The 14620-nt window shown below is 71.9% G+C and carries 15 protein-coding genes and 2 tRNA genes; 11 read left to right on the top strand and 6 right to left on the bottom strand.

The genetic code is table 11. The features are described 5' to 3' along the window. The first annotated feature begins 28 nt into the window (after positions 1-28). From OHB44_RS27545 to OHB44_RS27535, 3 genes are read left to right on the top strand one after another with little or no spacing between them, the layout of a single operon-like run. Complete coding sequence (locus OHB44_RS27545) at positions 29-1492, top strand: amidase (RefSeq protein WP_330438762.1); 1464 nt, start codon at positions 29-31, stop codon at positions 1490-1492. A 51-nt stretch (positions 1493-1543) separates the two neighbouring features. Next, positions 1544-1864 (top strand): aa3-type cytochrome oxidase subunit CtaJ, encoded by a 321-nt coding sequence (ctaJ, locus tag OHB44_RS27540; RefSeq protein ID WP_433312043.1) that lies wholly within the window; start codon positions 1544-1546, stop codon positions 1862-1864. Then, positions 1851-2258: a DUF5130 family protein gene (locus OHB44_RS27535; RefSeq protein WP_238685437.1), complete on the top strand. Its 408-nt coding sequence runs from the start codon at positions 1851-1853 to the stop codon at positions 2256-2258. Before ctaJ ends, OHB44_RS27535 begins: the two co-directional genes overlap by 14 nt. Before the next feature lie 65 nt (positions 2259-2323). Here the strand turns inward: OHB44_RS27535 and OHB44_RS27530 are convergent, their stop codons facing one another. Both OHB44_RS27530 and pepN read right to left on the bottom strand, forming a co-directional pair. Further along, positions 2324-2716: a Uma2 family endonuclease gene (locus tag OHB44_RS27530; RefSeq protein WP_330441284.1), complete on the bottom strand. Its 393-nt coding sequence runs from the start codon at positions 2714-2716 to the stop codon at positions 2324-2326. 63 nt (positions 2717-2779) lie between these two features. Further along, positions 2780-5329 carry an aminopeptidase N gene (gene pepN / locus OHB44_RS27525; RefSeq protein ID WP_266304615.1) on the bottom strand — a complete coding sequence of 850 codons (2550 nt, stop codon included), beginning with the start codon at positions 5327-5329 and terminating at the stop codon, positions 2780-2782. A 221-nt stretch (positions 5330-5550) separates the two neighbouring features. On the opposite strand from pepN, the gene OHB44_RS27520 reads away from it, so the two are divergent. The 4 genes from OHB44_RS27520 to OHB44_RS27505 all read left to right on the top strand — a co-directional run bounded on the left by OHB44_RS27520 (position 5551) and on the right by OHB44_RS27505 (position 8718). After that, on the top strand, positions 5551-6177 hold the full coding sequence (locus OHB44_RS27520; RefSeq protein WP_210786053.1) for a mycothiol-dependent nitroreductase Rv2466c family protein: 627 nt from the start codon (positions 5551-5553) through the stop codon (positions 6175-6177). 181 nt (positions 6178-6358) lie between these two features. Next, positions 6359-6874, top strand: a complete 516-nt coding sequence (locus OHB44_RS27515) for a hypothetical protein (protein WP_238685435.1) — start codon at positions 6359-6361, stop codon at positions 6872-6874. An 89-nt stretch (positions 6875-6963) separates the two neighbouring features. Next, positions 6964-8163, top strand: coding sequence for a DUF1015 family protein (locus OHB44_RS27510; RefSeq protein ID WP_330438761.1), 1200 nt, complete (start codon positions 6964-6966; stop codon positions 8161-8163). Between the two features lie 87 nt (positions 8164-8250). Then, positions 8251-8718 carry a ribose-5-phosphate isomerase gene (locus OHB44_RS27505; protein WP_112584153.1) on the top strand — a complete coding sequence of 156 codons (468 nt, stop codon included), beginning with the start codon at positions 8251-8253 and terminating at the stop codon, positions 8716-8718. 11 nt (positions 8719-8729) lie between these two features. On the opposite strand, the gene OHB44_RS27500 is transcribed toward OHB44_RS27505, so the two are convergent. Next, positions 8730-9071 (bottom strand): hypothetical protein, encoded by a 342-nt coding sequence (locus OHB44_RS27500; protein WP_238685433.1) that lies wholly within the window; start codon positions 9069-9071, stop codon positions 8730-8732. A 139-nt stretch (positions 9072-9210) separates the two neighbouring features. Between OHB44_RS27500 and OHB44_RS27495 the strand changes: the two genes are divergently transcribed. Further along, complete coding sequence (locus tag OHB44_RS27495; RefSeq protein WP_238685432.1) at positions 9211-9756, top strand: hypothetical protein; 546 nt, start codon at positions 9211-9213, stop codon at positions 9754-9756. A gap of 165 nt (positions 9757-9921) precedes the next feature. On the opposite strand, the gene OHB44_RS27490 is transcribed toward OHB44_RS27495, so the two are convergent. Both OHB44_RS27490 and OHB44_RS27485 read right to left on the bottom strand, forming a co-directional pair. Continuing rightward, positions 9922-10188: a hypothetical protein gene (locus OHB44_RS27490; protein ID WP_238685431.1), complete on the bottom strand. Its 267-nt coding sequence runs from the start codon at positions 10186-10188 to the stop codon at positions 9922-9924. A 92-nt stretch (positions 10189-10280) separates the two neighbouring features. Continuing rightward, the gene (locus tag OHB44_RS27485) at positions 10281-12419 is read right to left on the bottom strand and encodes a M14 family zinc carboxypeptidase (RefSeq protein WP_330438760.1); all 2139 of its coding nucleotides are present in this window, start codon (positions 12417-12419) and stop codon (positions 10281-10283) included. 179 nt (positions 12420-12598) lie between these two features. Here OHB44_RS27485 and OHB44_RS27480 point away from each other — a divergent pair, with 179 nt between their 5' ends. Further along, positions 12599-13108: a SigE family RNA polymerase sigma factor gene (locus OHB44_RS27480; protein WP_330438759.1), complete on the top strand. Its 510-nt coding sequence runs from the start codon at positions 12599-12601 to the stop codon at positions 13106-13108. Continuing rightward, positions 13105-13935 carry a hypothetical protein gene (locus OHB44_RS27475; protein ID WP_330438758.1) on the top strand — a complete coding sequence of 277 codons (831 nt, stop codon included), beginning with the start codon at positions 13105-13107 and terminating at the stop codon, positions 13933-13935. Before OHB44_RS27480 ends, OHB44_RS27475 begins: the two co-directional genes overlap by 4 nt. Before the next feature lie 135 nt (positions 13936-14070). On the opposite strand, the gene OHB44_RS27470 is transcribed toward OHB44_RS27475, so the two are convergent. Further along, positions 14071-14144, bottom strand: a tRNA-Gly gene (locus tag OHB44_RS27470). Positions 14145-14464: 320 nt separating this feature from the next. On the opposite strand from OHB44_RS27470, the gene OHB44_RS27465 reads away from it, so the two are divergent. Next, positions 14465-14538: transfer RNA gene (locus OHB44_RS27465), tRNA-Pro, on the top strand. Positions 14539-14620 lie beyond the last annotated feature (82 nt).

Here is a 14620-nt window from a genome sequence, read left to right as displayed (position 1 = left end):
AAGGGCCGACGGCCGGCAGGATGGCGGCATGGCCGAGCCGCACGACCTGACCGCGTTGGAACAGGCCGCCGCGATGACCCGCGGCGAGCTGTCCAGCGTCGACCTGGTCGAGCACTCCCTGCGGCGGGTGGCCGCGCTCGGCGACACCGTGGGCGCGTTCGTCACCGTCACACCGGACCTCGCCCGGCAGGCCGCGCGCGCGGCCGACGCGGCGCCGAACGAGGAGCGCGGCCCGCTGCACGGCGTGCCGACCGCGATCAAGGACCTGACGCTCACCGCCGGAGTCCGCACCACCTTCGGTTCGGCCGCCTTCTTCGACTTCGTCCCGCCGGTCGACGCCGACGTGGTCCGCTTCATCAAGGCCGCCGGTTTGGTCAGCCTGGGCAAGACGACCACCTCCGAGCTGGGCTGTTCGCTCTACTCGGAGGGCCGGGTCGCGCCGCCGGCCCGCAACCCGTGGCAGCTGGCGTACACAGCGGGCGGGTCCAGCGGCGGCGCGGCAGCGGCGGTCGCGGCCGGGCTGGTCCCGGTCGCCCAGGGGTCGGACGGTGGTGGGTCGCTGCGCATCCCGGCGTCGCTCTGCGGCCTGGTCGGCTACAAGCCCAGCCGGGGCCTCGTCTCCGGTGGGCCGATCGGCTCCGGCGCGTTCGGCCTGCCCACCAGCGGCCCGCTCGGGCGGACGGTCACCGACGTCGCCGCGCTGCTCGACGTCATGGCCGTCCCGGTCCCCGGCGAGCCCTACCTGCCGCCGTCCGCGCCGCCCGGCGGCTACCTGGCCGTCGCGCGCCGGGCCGAGCCGGGCCCGCTGCGGATCGGTCGGTTCACCACGCCGATGCTCGCCGACGAGCCGGTGCATCCCGACTGCGTGGCCGCCGTGGACCGGGCCGCCGCGCTGCTCACGGCGGCCGGCCACGAGGTGGTCGAGGTGCCGCCGCCGCTCGGGCCGGCGGCGTGGCCGCTGTTCGAGATCCTCTGGTACGTGCTGGCGCTCACCCCGGTGCCACCCCAGCGGGAGGCGGAGCTGCTGCCGTTGACCCGGCTGCTCCGGGCCCGGGGCGCCGAACTCTCCGCCGGCACCCTGGCCGCCACCCTCGGGGAGTTGCAGGCGCAGGTGCGCCTCGGTGCCCGCCGCACCGCCGGCTGCGACCTGCTCCTCTGTCCCACCCTGGCCACCCCGCAGGCGCCCGTCGGCTGGTTCACCGCCGATGCGGACCCGGCCGCCGATTTCGACAGGCAACGCCGATTCTCGCCCTACTGCGCCATCTTCAACGTCACCGGCGATCCCTCCGTCTCCCTGCCACTGGGTACCACTACCGACGGCCTGCCCGTCGGGGTGCTGCTCACCGGTCGGTACGGCGACGACGCGCGGCTTATCGCTACCGCTGCGCAACTGGAGAACTCAAGTGACGGATGGGATCGGCACCCCGCAATCTGGCGGGCCGTCGACTCCGCTAACGTGAATGGTGACGGAGTCGGGCGGTCGGCAGCGTGATCGTCCATCCGACCCGGTTTTTCACTGTCGTCCTTCTTCCGCCTGGGGGCGTTGGGATTGTCTGTTACCGAGACGTTGCTGGTCTTCGTCGGCATCCCGTTGGCCGCTGTGCTGGTCATCGCCGGCCTGTCGTACGCCGGTAGCCGCGGGGGTGCCACCGGCGGTGGCGGTGGCGCCAAGCGCTACCGTCCGGGCCGGCCCTTCGACTTCACTCCGGTCTGGTTCCTGGGCCGACCGGAGCAGCTGGCCGACTCGGCCGGCACCGCGCTGACGGCGGGGGCGCAGGCGCCCGCGCTGACCAGCCACAAGCTTGAGCAGGCCAGCGTCGAGGCGCCGGCCGGTGGAACCGGAGGCGCAAGTGACCGTTGGTGAGAAGCAGACGGGGTCGGAAAATCCGCCCGAGGTGCTCGACGGGCCGTTCTCGACCCGCCAGCTGCTGCGCATCGACGAGGCCCTGCGCCTGGCCGACAGGGGCACCGGCCTGGTCTTCTCGGTCTTCGTCGGTGGTCTCGACGAGCCGATCCGCGAGCACGCCCAGCGGCTGCACCGTCAGCTCGCCGAGCCCGACAAGTCGGTGCTGATCGCTGTGTCACCCAACCAGCGTCAGCTGGAGATCATCACTGGGCGGTACGCCCGCAAGCGCATCCCCGACACGTACGCCAAGCTGGCCGCGCTCTCCATGGTCGGCGCGTTCAGCGGCGGTGACCTGGCCGGCGGCATCATCAACGGCCTCGACCAGCTCGCCAGCCACGCCGGCAAGGGCTGACCCACACACACGACAAAGCCCGGCCCGCTGCGAGCGGGCCGGGCTTTGGTCTGTCTGGGGCTGTCTCAGTGCGGCCAGGCGCTCGGGTCCAACCTCATCGTCCACGGCTCGTCCACTGTCACGGCGTCGTCCGGACCAATCGTGCCCAGCAGCTCGTAATGGTCGCCCTTGCCGAGCCGATAGCGATAGGTCACCGGGCCGAAGTCGCCCCGCTCCACCCGCCAGTAGTGCGGGATGCCTGCCTCGGCGTAGAGGGCAGGTTTGGTGAAGCGATCGTGGCGACGGCTTCCCGTCGACTCGACTTCCAGGACGAGCGCGATGTTCGCCGGTTCGGCCCACATCCGCCCGCGGGGTGCGCCTGGTCGCAACACCGTCAGATCGGGGATGAGATTACCGTCGGGGACCTGCACCCCAATTTCCCGGATCACGCGCCAACCGGTGGGCGCCGCCTGGCGAATCGCGTCACGATAACGCCCGGGGCCGGCGCGGGCTCACACCCACGCCGGCCCCGGACAAGCTGCTCAGGCGCTCTGGGCGTCCTTCGCGCGGGCCTTCAGCGCCCGCACCACGCCGTCGCGGCCCTCGGCCACCAGTCGACGCAGCGGGGCGGGGTGCCCGTCGCCGGCCAGCCACGCGTCGGTAGCCGCGACCGTGTCGTCCTCCACCAGGTAGGTCGGGTACGCCAGCTGGGCGAACTCCTGCGCCGGCTCGCTGTCCCGGGTGGCCCACACCTGCCCGACCGCCGCGAAGTACCGCTCCCGGTACGGGGCGACCAGCTCCACCTGCGCCGGGTGGGCGAAGCCCTGCAACAGCGCCCGGTGCCGCCAGTTGGGCAGTGCGTCCGGGCCGGTGAGCAGGGCCCACACGGCGGCCTTGTTCTCGGCCGTCGGCATCAGCGCGTGCGCGTACGCGGCTTCCCGCTCGCCGCTGGCCGTGCGGTCGCTGCTCAGCTCCGCCTCGATCTCGGCGGTGCCGGCGGCGCCGTTGGCCACCAGCGCGGCGAGGACCGACCAGCGCAGCTCGGTGTCGACTGTCAGCCCGGCCGGCATCCCGGTGCCGTCCAGCCAACCGCGCAGCGTGGCCAGGTCTTCCTCGGAGCGGACCGCCGACGTGAACGCACGGGCCCAGGCCAACTGGAACCCGCTGCCGGGCTCGGCGGCGGCGAGTGCGTCGCGGGCGGTACGGGCCAGGTCGGCCCAGCCGGTCGGCGCCCAGGCCGGGTCGGCGTACAGGGTGAGCGCCGTGGTCGCCTGCCGCAGGGTGGCGGTGACCAGGTTGATGTCGGTCTCCGCGGGCAGCCCGCTCAGCGTCAGCGCCACGTAGTCGCGGGCGGACAACTCGGCGTCGCGGATCATGTCCCAGGCGGCGGTCCAGCAGAGCGCGCGGGCCAGCGACGAGTCGAAGCCACCGATGTGCTGCACCACTGTCGCCATCGAGCGCTCGTCGAGGCGCAGCTTGGTGTAGCTGAGGTCGTCGTCGTTGAGCAGCAACACGTCGGCCGCCCGGACGCCGCGCAGCGGGGCCAGATCCGTGTGCTCGCCGGTCACGTCCACCTCGTACCGTTCCCTACGGACCAGCCGCCCGTCGGTCAGGTCGTACAGGCCCACGCCGATGCGGTGGGTCCGCAGCGTCGGGTACGCCGCCGGGGCCTCCTGCCGCACCAGCACCTGCTCGTACGTGCCGTCGGCCCCGATGGTCACCTCCGGACGCAGCGTGTTGACCTGCGCGGTCTCCAACCACTGCGCGGCGAACTTGCGCAGCTCCCGCCCGGATGCGGCCTCCAGCTCGGTGAGCAGGTCGTCGAAGGTGGCGTTGCCCCAGGCGTGCTTGCCGAAGTAGGCCCGCAGCCCGGCCACGAACGGCTCCTCACCCACGTACGCGACGAGCTGCTTGAGCACGCTCGCGCCCTTGGCGTAGGTGATGCCGTCGAAGTTGACCTCCACGGCCTCCATGTCCGGCATCTCGGTGTAGACCGGGTGGGTGGAGGAGAGCTGGTCCTGCCGGTAGCCCCAGTTCTTCCGGATGGACAGGAAGGTCGTCCACGCCTCTGCGAACCGGGTCGCGTTGGTGTTGCACCAGTGGCTGGCCCACTCGGCGAACGACTCGTTCAGCCACAGGTCGTTCCACCAGCGCATGGTGACCAGGTCACCGAACCACATGTGGGCCAGTTCGTGCAGGATCGTGTTGGCCCGCTGCTCGTACTCGAAGTCGGTGACCTGCGAGCGGAACAGGTAGTGCGACTCGGCGTGCGTCACGCAGCCGAAGTTCTCCATCGCGCCGGCGTTGAAGTCGGGCACCCAGAGCTGGTCGTACTTCGGCAGCGGGTAGCGCACGTCGAACTTCTCGTGGAAGAAGTCGAAGCCCTGCTTGGTGATCAGGAACAGGTCGTCGGAGTCCAGGTACTGTGCCATCGACGCCCGGCAGAACACCCCCAGGTCGATGCCGTCGTGCGCGTCGCGCACCTCGTGGTACGGCCCGGCGCACATCGCCGTGATGTAGGTGCTCATCCGGGGCGACTCGGTGAAGTGCAGCGTCTTGAGCGCCTCCCCCGCCGGCTCCTCCCGCTGCACGGGCATGTTGGAGACCGCCCGCCAGTGCGCCGGCACTGTGACGTGCCAGGTGTAGACGCTCTTCAGGTCGGGCTGGTCGAAGCAGGCGAACACCCGCTGCGCGTCGGCCGTCTCGAACTGGCTGTAGAGGTACGTCTCGCCGTCCACCGGGTCGACCGTCCGGTGCAGACCCTGACCGCTGTTGGAGTAACCGAAGTCGGCATCGACCACCAGGACGTTGTCGCTGTCCAACCCGGACAGGGTCAGGCCCTTCTCGGCGGACCAGTCGGAGAGGTCGACGGGCGTGCCGTTCAGCGTCGCGGACCGCACCGAGTCGGCGGCCAGCTCGATGAAGGTGCTCGCGCCCGGTTCGGAGCAGCGGAACCGGACCTCGGTCGTCGACCTGAACGTGCGGCCGTCGGCCGCCAGCACGGCGCTGGACAGGTCCAGACTGATGTCATACCCCGTCACGTTGAGCAGGCGTGCCCGCTCGGTCGCCTCGACCTGCGTCAGGTTGCGCACTCCCGGCACTGTTCGTCTCCATCCCACATGTCGCCGTACGCCCGGCGGCGCCCGTTCGCCTACCGCTCGTGACGGCTGGCCCGATTCGAGTCTTCCATGTACGGGCAGCCCGCGGTGGCCGAGGTCACGCTCTCATTCGTGTGCCGGTCGATGCGCTGCGGGGTGAAGATTCTCCTGAGACGCCGACCTGTCGGCGCCACCCGTCGTGAAGGGATCTCACTGTGACCGAACGTGTCACCGCCGACATGTGGTTCGACCCGGCCTGCCCGTGGGCGTGGATAACCTCCCGCTGGCTGCTCGAGGTCGAGCAGATCCGGGATGTGGACATCCGCTTCCACGTGATGAGCCTGGCCGTGCTCAACGACGGTCGGGACGAGCTGCCCGAGGACTACAAGGAGTTCCTGAAGACCGCGTGGGGCCCGGTGCGGGTCTGCATCGCCGCCGAGCAGCTGCACGGCAATGACGTGCTGCGCCCGCTCTACACCGCGCTCGGCACCCGGATCCACCTGCAGAAGCAGGAGCGGGGTCCGGAGCTGTACGTGGCCGCGCTCACCGAGGCCGGCCTCGACCCGGCACTGGCCGCGGCCGCCGACAGCACGGACTACGACGAGGCGCTGCGGGCCAGCCACGAGGCGGGCATGCGCCCGGTCGGGCAGGACGTGGGCACTCCGGTCGTGCACGCGCCCGGCCCGGACGGCACCCCTGTCGCGTTCTTCGGCCCGGTGATCACTCCGGCTCCGAAGGGGGAGGCCGCCGGCCGGCTCTGGGACGGCGTGCTGCTGGTCGCCGGCACTCCGGGCTTCTACGAGCTCAAGCGCACCCGCGAGCAGAGCCCGATCTTCGACTGAGCGACGACCGTCGCGCCCCCGTCCGTGCGTCGTCAGTGGCGCGGACGGGGGCGTTTCTCGTCGGGTGCCGAGGTCGGCGGAGGGTAGTGGCGTCACCGGGAGGCGGGCGGCGTCGTTTCCCTCGGTGTCCGCCGCAGCGGCCCGCAGGGCCGCACGCCGCAGTTCGTGGAGGCAAATCCCGATGGCCAAGCACCGTGCGTCCGGTGACGATCAGTTGACCCGGCAGGGGGTGATCGAGACTCCCGGCGCGGACTACTGGTCCGTTGACGACTCCCGCTGGCCGACGGTCCGCCCGGACCTGCCCGCCCACCTGGTGGATCTACTCGCGCCGCCCATCGTGGTGGGCGTGGCCCGGGTCCCGGTGACCTCCCGGCTCACCCCGCCCAGGGCGGTCGACCCACTGCCGTCGTCCGTCGACGCGGTGCCGGCCAACGCGCCGGCGCTGGTGCCGTCGTTGGCGGCACCGGCCGAACCGGCTCCTCCGCCGCCGGCGCCGGCTCCTCCGCGCCCGGTGCCGACGCCGCCGTTGAGCCCGCGGCCCGTTCCCACGCCTCCTCCCGACCGTCCCGTGCCGGGGCCACCCGCGTCGCCTCGCCGCGCCCTGAACACCGGGCCGATCGGGACCGGTCGGCGTGGCAACGGTGGGCCGGTGAGCGCGGGCAAGCACCGCCGGGGCACCTCCGACCGCGCCGGCTGACCGACAGGGCCTCACCGGGCGCTTTCATCTGGTGGACGCCCCGCGGGTCCCCGTCGGCGGCGACACCGTCGCCGGTAGCGTCAGTGGGCATGACGGTCGTGCATCCGATCACCCGGGCCTGGGTCACCACTGGCGGCACCGGCGCGCAAAACTACGACGAGTTCGCCGACGACGCGGAAATCACCGCGATCATCGAGTCGAACCCGCACAGTGCTCTCGGCATCGAGATGCCGCACCGCGCCCCGCAGAGCCTGGGCAAGTCGTTCCTCGACGCGCTGCCGGACGCGGTGGCCCGCTTCGCCGAGGCCAAGGCCGACGGCAGTTACACCCCCGCCGAGCAGGTGGTGGTGCTCTACCGGATCAGCGCGCCCGGCGAGGAGCCGGCGTACGGGCTGTTCGCGATGGTGGACACCGACCAGATCTCCACCCGGGCAGACGAGCCGGGCCTGGTCATCCGCAACGAGGACGTCTTCATCGCCAAGGTGCGCGAGCGGGTGGCGCTGGCCGACGCGCTGGGCCACCTGCTCTCACCCGTACTCCTGCTCCAGACCGGGCGTGGCGACGACCTTCACGCCGCGCTCGCTGCGGCGACCGACACGGCCGGCGCGCCCGCCGCGACCGATACCGACCAGGCGGGGCGCACGCACGCCATCTGGCTGCTCGGCCCCGGCCCGGAGCAGGCCACGCTGACCGCTCTCGCCGGCGGCGGGGACCTGGTCGTCGCGGACGGCAACCACCGCAGCCTGGCCGCCCAGACCGGAGGGCTGCCGCGCTTCCTGGCCGTGGTCACCACCCCCGCGTCGGTGGCCATCCAGCCGTACAACCGGTTGGTCAGCGAGCTGACCACCACCCCGGCCGAGCTGCTCGACCGGCTGCGGGCCGCGGGCGCCGAGGTCGAGCCGATCGACGGCCCGGTCGAGGTCCCGGCGGCCGGCGGCACCGTGCACCTCCGCCTCGACGGTCAGGGGTACGCGGTGCGCCTGCCCGCCACCGCCTCCGCCCGCCTGGAAAACCTGGACCACGCCCTGGTCGAGCGGCTGGTGCTGCGCGACGCGCTCGGTCTGGACCCGGGCGACAAGCGAATCACCTACGTCGGCGGTGACTACCCGGCGAGCTGGCTCACCGGCGAGGTCGACGCCGGGCGGGCCGAGTTGGCCATCCTGATCGCGCCGGTGACCGTGGCGGATTTCGTCGCCGTCAACCTGGCCAGGGAGAAGATGCCCCGCAAGAGCACCTGGTTCACCCCGAAGGCGCGCGGCGGTCTGGTCGTCGCCGAGCTGCCGCGGTGAGCGTCATCCCCACGACCGTGTGACGAACCCGGCTCGGGGACGCCGCCCCTGTGACGTCCCCGAGCGCGGCCTGACAGACTGCCCGGTATGCGCGTCTACCTGGGATCCGATCACGCCGGTTTCGAGTTGAAGGTGCACCTGGCCAACCACCTGGCCATGCAGGGCTACGACGTGGTCGACGTCGGCCCGCACAGCTACGACCCGGACGACGACTACCCCACGTTCTGCCTGCACACGGGCGATCAGGTGGTGGCCGACGAGACCGGCCTCGGGGTGGTCATCGGTGGTTCCGGCAACGGTGAGCAGATCGCCGCGAACAAGGTCGCCGGCGTTCGCGCCGCGCTGGCCTGGAGCGTCGAGACCGCTCAGTTGGCCCGCCAGCACAACGACGCGAACGTGGTCGCCATCGGTGCCCGCCAGCACACGCTGGACGAGGCGACCGGCATCGTCGAGGCGTTCCTGAACACGCCGTTCTCCGGCAACGAGCGGCACGCTCGTCGGATCGCCCAGGTGGCCGAGTACGAGCGGACCCGGAAGCTGCCCGACCTGCCCTGACGGTGCGGCGCTCAGCGCGGCGAGCGGGGCAGCTCCTCGCGGGGCACCCAGTTTCGCCGGACGACCACCACCCGGGCTTCGGCCTGGGCCAGGTCGTCGTCGGTGGGGCGGGCCGCGTCTCGGGCCCGTAGTGCGGCGCTCAGCCCCACCTGGGACGAGCCGGAACCGACCAACCCGCGCAGCCCTCGCTCGCCGTCGCGCTCGTCGCCGCCCGTGTTCCTGCGTCGCGGCGGCGGCTCGTCACCGTCGTGCACGCCCGGCGTGCTGACCGTCGGGCCGTCCGCACCCGGTCTGGCCGTCTCGGTGTCGCCGTGGTGGCGCAGCCGTCGCCGTCGTCGGTCGGGGTCACCCATCAGCCGACCGTACCCTGGCCGGGTTCGATCCGGCACCGTCGTGGGGCCACGCGTCCCGGCCGGGGTCGGCGACCGATTTGCCGGCTGGCTACCCTCGAATCCAGGCGGTGCTGTTGCCGTCGGTCAGGGGGAGGACGAGATGGCAGACCAGACGCAGCCGTGGGCGGAGCGGACCGTGGAGGTGCCACCGCAGGCCGGCGTCGGGGTGCCGCCGCAGCGTGACGGGTTCCGCCGGGGGGTCGCTCCGGTGGGTGAGCGTCGCACCCCGCGGACGGAGCCGTTCCCGGTGGTCGAGCAGGAGCCGACCGGCACCGGTTGGCCCGGCGAACCGGTGCCCCGCCGCTCGCTCAGCTCGCGGATGGCACAGCTTCGGCTCGGTGGCGAATGGAGCGCGGCGGCGGGCCTCTTCGCGTTCGTGTGTTGGGGGATCTGGGCGCTGTCCGGCCAGGGGAACCTGAGCGGCCCGCTGCTGGTGCTGGTGCTCAGCCTGCTGGTGGCGCTCGGCCTGTTCGCCCTGTTCCGGCTGGTCGGCCGGGTGGTGCTGGAGCGGCAGCTCGGCCGGGTCCGGCGCAGCGCCCGCGGTGCCCACCTGGCGACGGCGGTGTTCCTCGTCGGCCTCGGCGTGGCGTGGCTCCAGCAGACCGAGTGGGTCGTCTCGGCCTGGAACTGGATTTCCTCGAACTGACCGGGCGTGCACGGGCGGGTTGGTCCAGGACCGCCCACCCGTGCACCCGGTCGTCTCCCCACCAGGCAAGGTCGTTGCTTACCCGGCCGGCCGCGGTTCATCCGCGGCCGGCCGCTCCGACCGGTTCCTCCTTCGTGGGCCTGGGTGATTCCGGTGGTGCGGCGGTCAGTGGGTGCCGCCGTGCCCCTCGGCGTCGGCCCGGGGCGACGCGACCCGGGCGGCCGGATCCTCGACGCCGGGCTCGCCGCCGTCCGGGGCGACCGCCCCGTCGTAGTTGTAGAGCGGTCGACCATCGTCGTGCCGCTTGGTGGTCTTGATGTAGCGGTGCATCAGGCCGTCGATCTCCACCTCGACGAGTGCCTCGTTGCCGGTCTCGTGGGTGCTGCCGTCTCGAGGGCCGCCCACCAGGTGGGCAGTGGTGTTCGTGTCCATGCACGGGCCCTACCCACCAGGCATCCGGCGGAAACGGGTGAAATCCGGCCGGGTACCGCGCCCCGACGAGGGGACGCGGCACCACCGAGGGATCAGCCGGCGGATTCGGCGGCGGCGTAGTCGCGGGCCACCCGGACCATTTCCACCAGCCCGCCGGCGTACTCCTGGGATTCGCCGTGCGCCTCGTCGAACGGTGGCTGGAAGCCGACGCCCTCCCACTCGTTGGTCGCCGGGTTCCACCGGTCGTTGCCGACCTCGAAGTCCCAGGCGAAGATGCCCAGCTCGTAGTAGAGCTGGTCGGCCGAGTTGCCGGCGGCCGAGTAGAGCACGTCGGCTACCGGTCCGGTCTGCGACGGCCAGGTGACGGTGCCGCGCTCCTGGGCGATGGCGCCGACGATCCGTCGGGCGCTGTCGAGGAACAGCGTCGACTCGTCGATCGACGGTCGCGGCAGGGTCACCCTGCCGTCGGCCCGGTACGCCCCCGGCGGCCACATGAAGTACCCGCCGTAGGAGTGCACGTTCATCGCGAACTTGATGTTCGGGTGGTCCTGTGCGAGCGCGATCACGTTGCCGCTCTCCGCCTCGGACAGCTCGGCGGTGCCCGCGTAGGTGCCGGACAGGCAGTTGGCGCTGGCCCCCACGTAGCCGTCGAAGTACGACCCGACTGTGTAGTTGCGGTTGATGTCGACGCCCCACGAGGTGCGGTTCTTCGGGTCGCGGGCCGCCCCGGTGCAGTGGTTGACGAGGTTCTTGCGCTGGAAGTTGAAGTCGTTGAACGAGTAGTTCGCGCCATCCGGGTTGACCATCGGGATGACGAAGATGTCGACCTGCTCCAGCAGCTCACGGGTGGCCGAGTCGGTCCGGGCGTTGGCCAGCATCCGCTCGGCGAACTCCAGCGTCACCAGCGGGGTGGCCCACTCCCGGGCGTGTTCCTGGGAGTACGCGAGCACTCCGACCCGGGAGCCGTCCCGGTGTACGCCGAGGCGCAGCGCCTGCACCGTCCACGGCCGCGCCGGCACCTCGGTGCCCTGGAGGCCGTCGTCGAGTCGGGTGGGGCCGGCGACGGGCATCGGCAGCCCGGCCGAGCCGTCCTCGACGGTGGCCCGGAACCGGTCCGGTTGACGGGCGTTGATCGCCGCCGCGACCTCGTCGGTGGTGCTCACCGTCTTGCCCGCGGTGTCGGTGGCCAGTGACACGGTGAGGACGCGGTCGCGGTAGCCGACGGTCAGTGGCCGGTTCGCCCGGCCCGGGTCGACAGTCCGCACCTGTACGCCGTTCATGTTCTGGTCGCCGAAGCGAACCGACTCGACCACCAGGGCGGCCACCGCCGGATCGCCCAGATAGCCGACGGCGTTGCGCCGGTACCCCTGGGTCTTGTTCGGCAGGTCGATCACGTCCACCAGGTCCCGGTACTGGCGGGCCAGTCGCTTGATCCGCGCCTGGATGTCCACCGGCGTCAGGTACGCGTCGATGAAGTCCTTCTGGTAGCCGGCCGGCAGCGGCGGCGGGGAGGCGTTCGGCCAGAGCGTCGGGGTGATCGCCCGACTGACCCCGCCGAGGCTGGAGGTGGCGGTCAGCTGAACCGGTCGGCTCGGCACGGGCTGGGGGAGCGCATAGTGGTACTGGTACTCACCGGAGTCCTCGAACCGGTACAGCGGGAACGAGCCGGTGGCGCCGTCCGCAGTGCGCCAACTGACGGTGATCTCCACGTCCGGGTCGTCGGTGGCGGTGGTGGCCACCTGGGCCTGCAGGAAGGTCTGCCCGGTAGTGGTCCACCAGTACGCCTGCTGCACCTGGAGGGTGTCCACGGCGGCGGCGGACCGCTGGCCTGCGGCCGGCGCCCGCAGGCCGGCGGCGGTACGGGCCCGCGCCGCCCGGACGCTGTCGGCGTAGTGCCGGTTGCCGTCCCCGGCGCGCTGCACGATCTGCACGGCCGTCGCGCCCTGCGCGGTCAGGTCGCCGAGCTGCGCGCCGCTGAGCACCAGGTCGGCGGTGATCCGGCCGTCCCGTGCCCGGGGCCGGTTGGCCAGGTCCGCGCCGGTGGCGACGAGCCGGTCCAACTGGGCCTGATCGCGGAGCTGGACTCGGACCACTGCGGTTTCGGTGGCGCTCAGAGCGATCGGGGCGGCCGGGTCGGCGGATGCGGCCGCCCCGGAAGCCGGATGGGACAACACTGCGCTGAACAGGATCACTGTGGTGGCGGCAGCTGTCCACCGTCGTCGGACGATCATGTGCCCTCCTGTGACGGACGTCGATGTGCTTGGTCCTTACACCAGTGCACGGATCGACACCTGTCAAGGCGTCCTCCGCGCCTTCCCGGCGTTGATCCCGTGACAGGTCCGCGAGATCCGGAGCAACCCCCTGGGGCAGACCCCGCGTGACTAACTCGAAACGGGGATCGGAGGCCTGAATGAGCGATCGCGACGAGGCGTTCGCCGAGTACTTCGCGGCACGGTCCGGTGCCATGCGCGGCACCGCGTACCTGCTGTGCGGCGACTGGCACCGTGCCGAAGACCTGGTCCAGACCACGTTCGTCAAGCTCTACCGGGTCTGGAACCGGATCTCCCGGCACGAGGTGCTCGACAGCTACGTGCGCCGGATCCTGATCCGGACCTTCCTCGACGAGCGCCGCCGCGGCTGGTGGCGGCGCGAACGGGTGGGTGCGGAGGACGCCGAACAGGTGGCCCCGCCCGACTCGCCGGAGAGCCGACTGGTGCTGCTGCAGGCGCTGACCCGGGTGGCACCGCGTCAGCGGGCCGTGCTGGTTCTGCGGTACTGGGAGGACCTGTCGGTCGATGACGTCGCGGCGCTGCTGGAGTGTTCTCCAGGGACGGTGAAGAGCCAGGCGGCACGCGGGCTCGACACCTTGCGCGGCCTCCTGACACCCACCTACAGCGGGATCGAGATCGGGGAGCGATGAACGAGCAGGAGTTGCGCGAGGGGCTGCGCAGCGAGATGGCGGGGACAACCCCACCACCACCATTGAGTACGACGGCCGCGCTCGGCGCGGCACGGCGGACGCACTTCCGGCGACGCGCGCTGTGGGCGTCCCTCGGATCGGCTGCTGTCGTGCTGGCCGTCACCGGCTTCGCGGCCGTCGCCACCCCGGGCGGCCACGTCTACCAACCGGCGGGGCAGGGGCCACTGGCTGCTCCGGACACCAAGGAGCCGTGGCCGACCGGGCCGGACGGGCAACCGCAGGAGGACCGGACCGCGCGGGCCGGGTCCCGGTACGAGCAGGGGGCTCACCTGCTCGGCGAGGCTGTCTCGGTCATACCTTCCGGCTACACCACGCCGGAGGACCCGTCGAGCCAGTCCGCCGAGGAGCGGACGCTGCGGACCCACCAGGCGCAGTTCGAGGACAAGGTGGACGGCGTCGACGTGTGGAGCTACTCGTCCTCGGTGGCCGTGGCGCAGGGCGAGGGCACCGGTCGCGTGATCGTCGAGGTGCACGCCGCCGGCAATCAGCTGCCGACCGAGCCGTGCGACCTGGCCCAGAAATTCTGGGGCATGCGGGGTGGGTGCCAGGTCGAGACCGTCGGAGCCGTGCGGGTCGGCGTGGTGGTCCGACCGAGCGGCGACGATCGGCTCGACCAGTGGTCGGCGTACCGGCACCCGGACGGCGTGGTGGTCTTCGTGGCGCAGGGCGTACGGCTGGACGAGAGCCGGCCGGCGTTGACGAAGCTGCCGTTCTCCGTGCCGCAGTTGGCGGCTCTCGCCGTCGACGAACGGTTTCATCTGAAGTGACACGGCGACTCGGCCTCGCCGAGTGGGTCCAGGTGCCGCCACCGGTGTGCGCCTGGGCCCTGCCGTGTGCGCCGTCGCCGACACTGGAGACGGCCCTGTACGCCAAAGCGCCCTCCGACCTGGGCCGGAGGGCGTTGGAGCGGGCGACGAGAATCGAACTCGCGTAGTCAGTTTGGAAGACTGAAGCTCTACCATTGAGCTACGCCCGCGTGCATCCCGCCGAAACGGGACGCGCCCACAGCGTACCCAATGTCGAGGCCCGACGCGTAACCGCGTCACCGCCCCGCGGTGCGGCGTCGTCCGCGACCCGGCGGCACGCGACCCAAGATCCGCACAACATCCGGGATGGAGGGGCCTCGCCGTCCGAGGAGGCCATTACATCCGCGACGTTGTACGGATCTTGACGTCGCCGTACGGATCTTGGCGGCACGTGGGCGGGGCGGAATGGTAATTTTCGGGTGATGTGCCCGGGTGGGGGATGCCCCGGCACCGACTGAGGCGTGGCGACGGCATAGACTGCACGTCGCCACGGGGTGTGGCGCAGCTTGGTAGCGCACTCGCTTTGGGAGCGAGGGGCCGTGGGTTCAAATCCCGCCACCCCGACTGTCGTCCGCGGGCCGGGCCGCCCCGGGTGCCGCCCAGTGCGGTCCCCGGGCGATGCCGGAGCGTCAGGCCGGCTCGCCTA

The sequence above is a fragment of the Micromonospora sp. NBC_00821 genome, from assembly GCF_036347035.1.
GTDB classification, from domain to species: Bacteria; Actinomycetota; Actinomycetes; order Mycobacteriales; family Micromonosporaceae; genus Micromonospora; species Micromonospora hortensis.
Note: the sequence above shows the minus strand (reverse complement) of the source record. Positions and strands in the feature narration are given on the sequence as shown.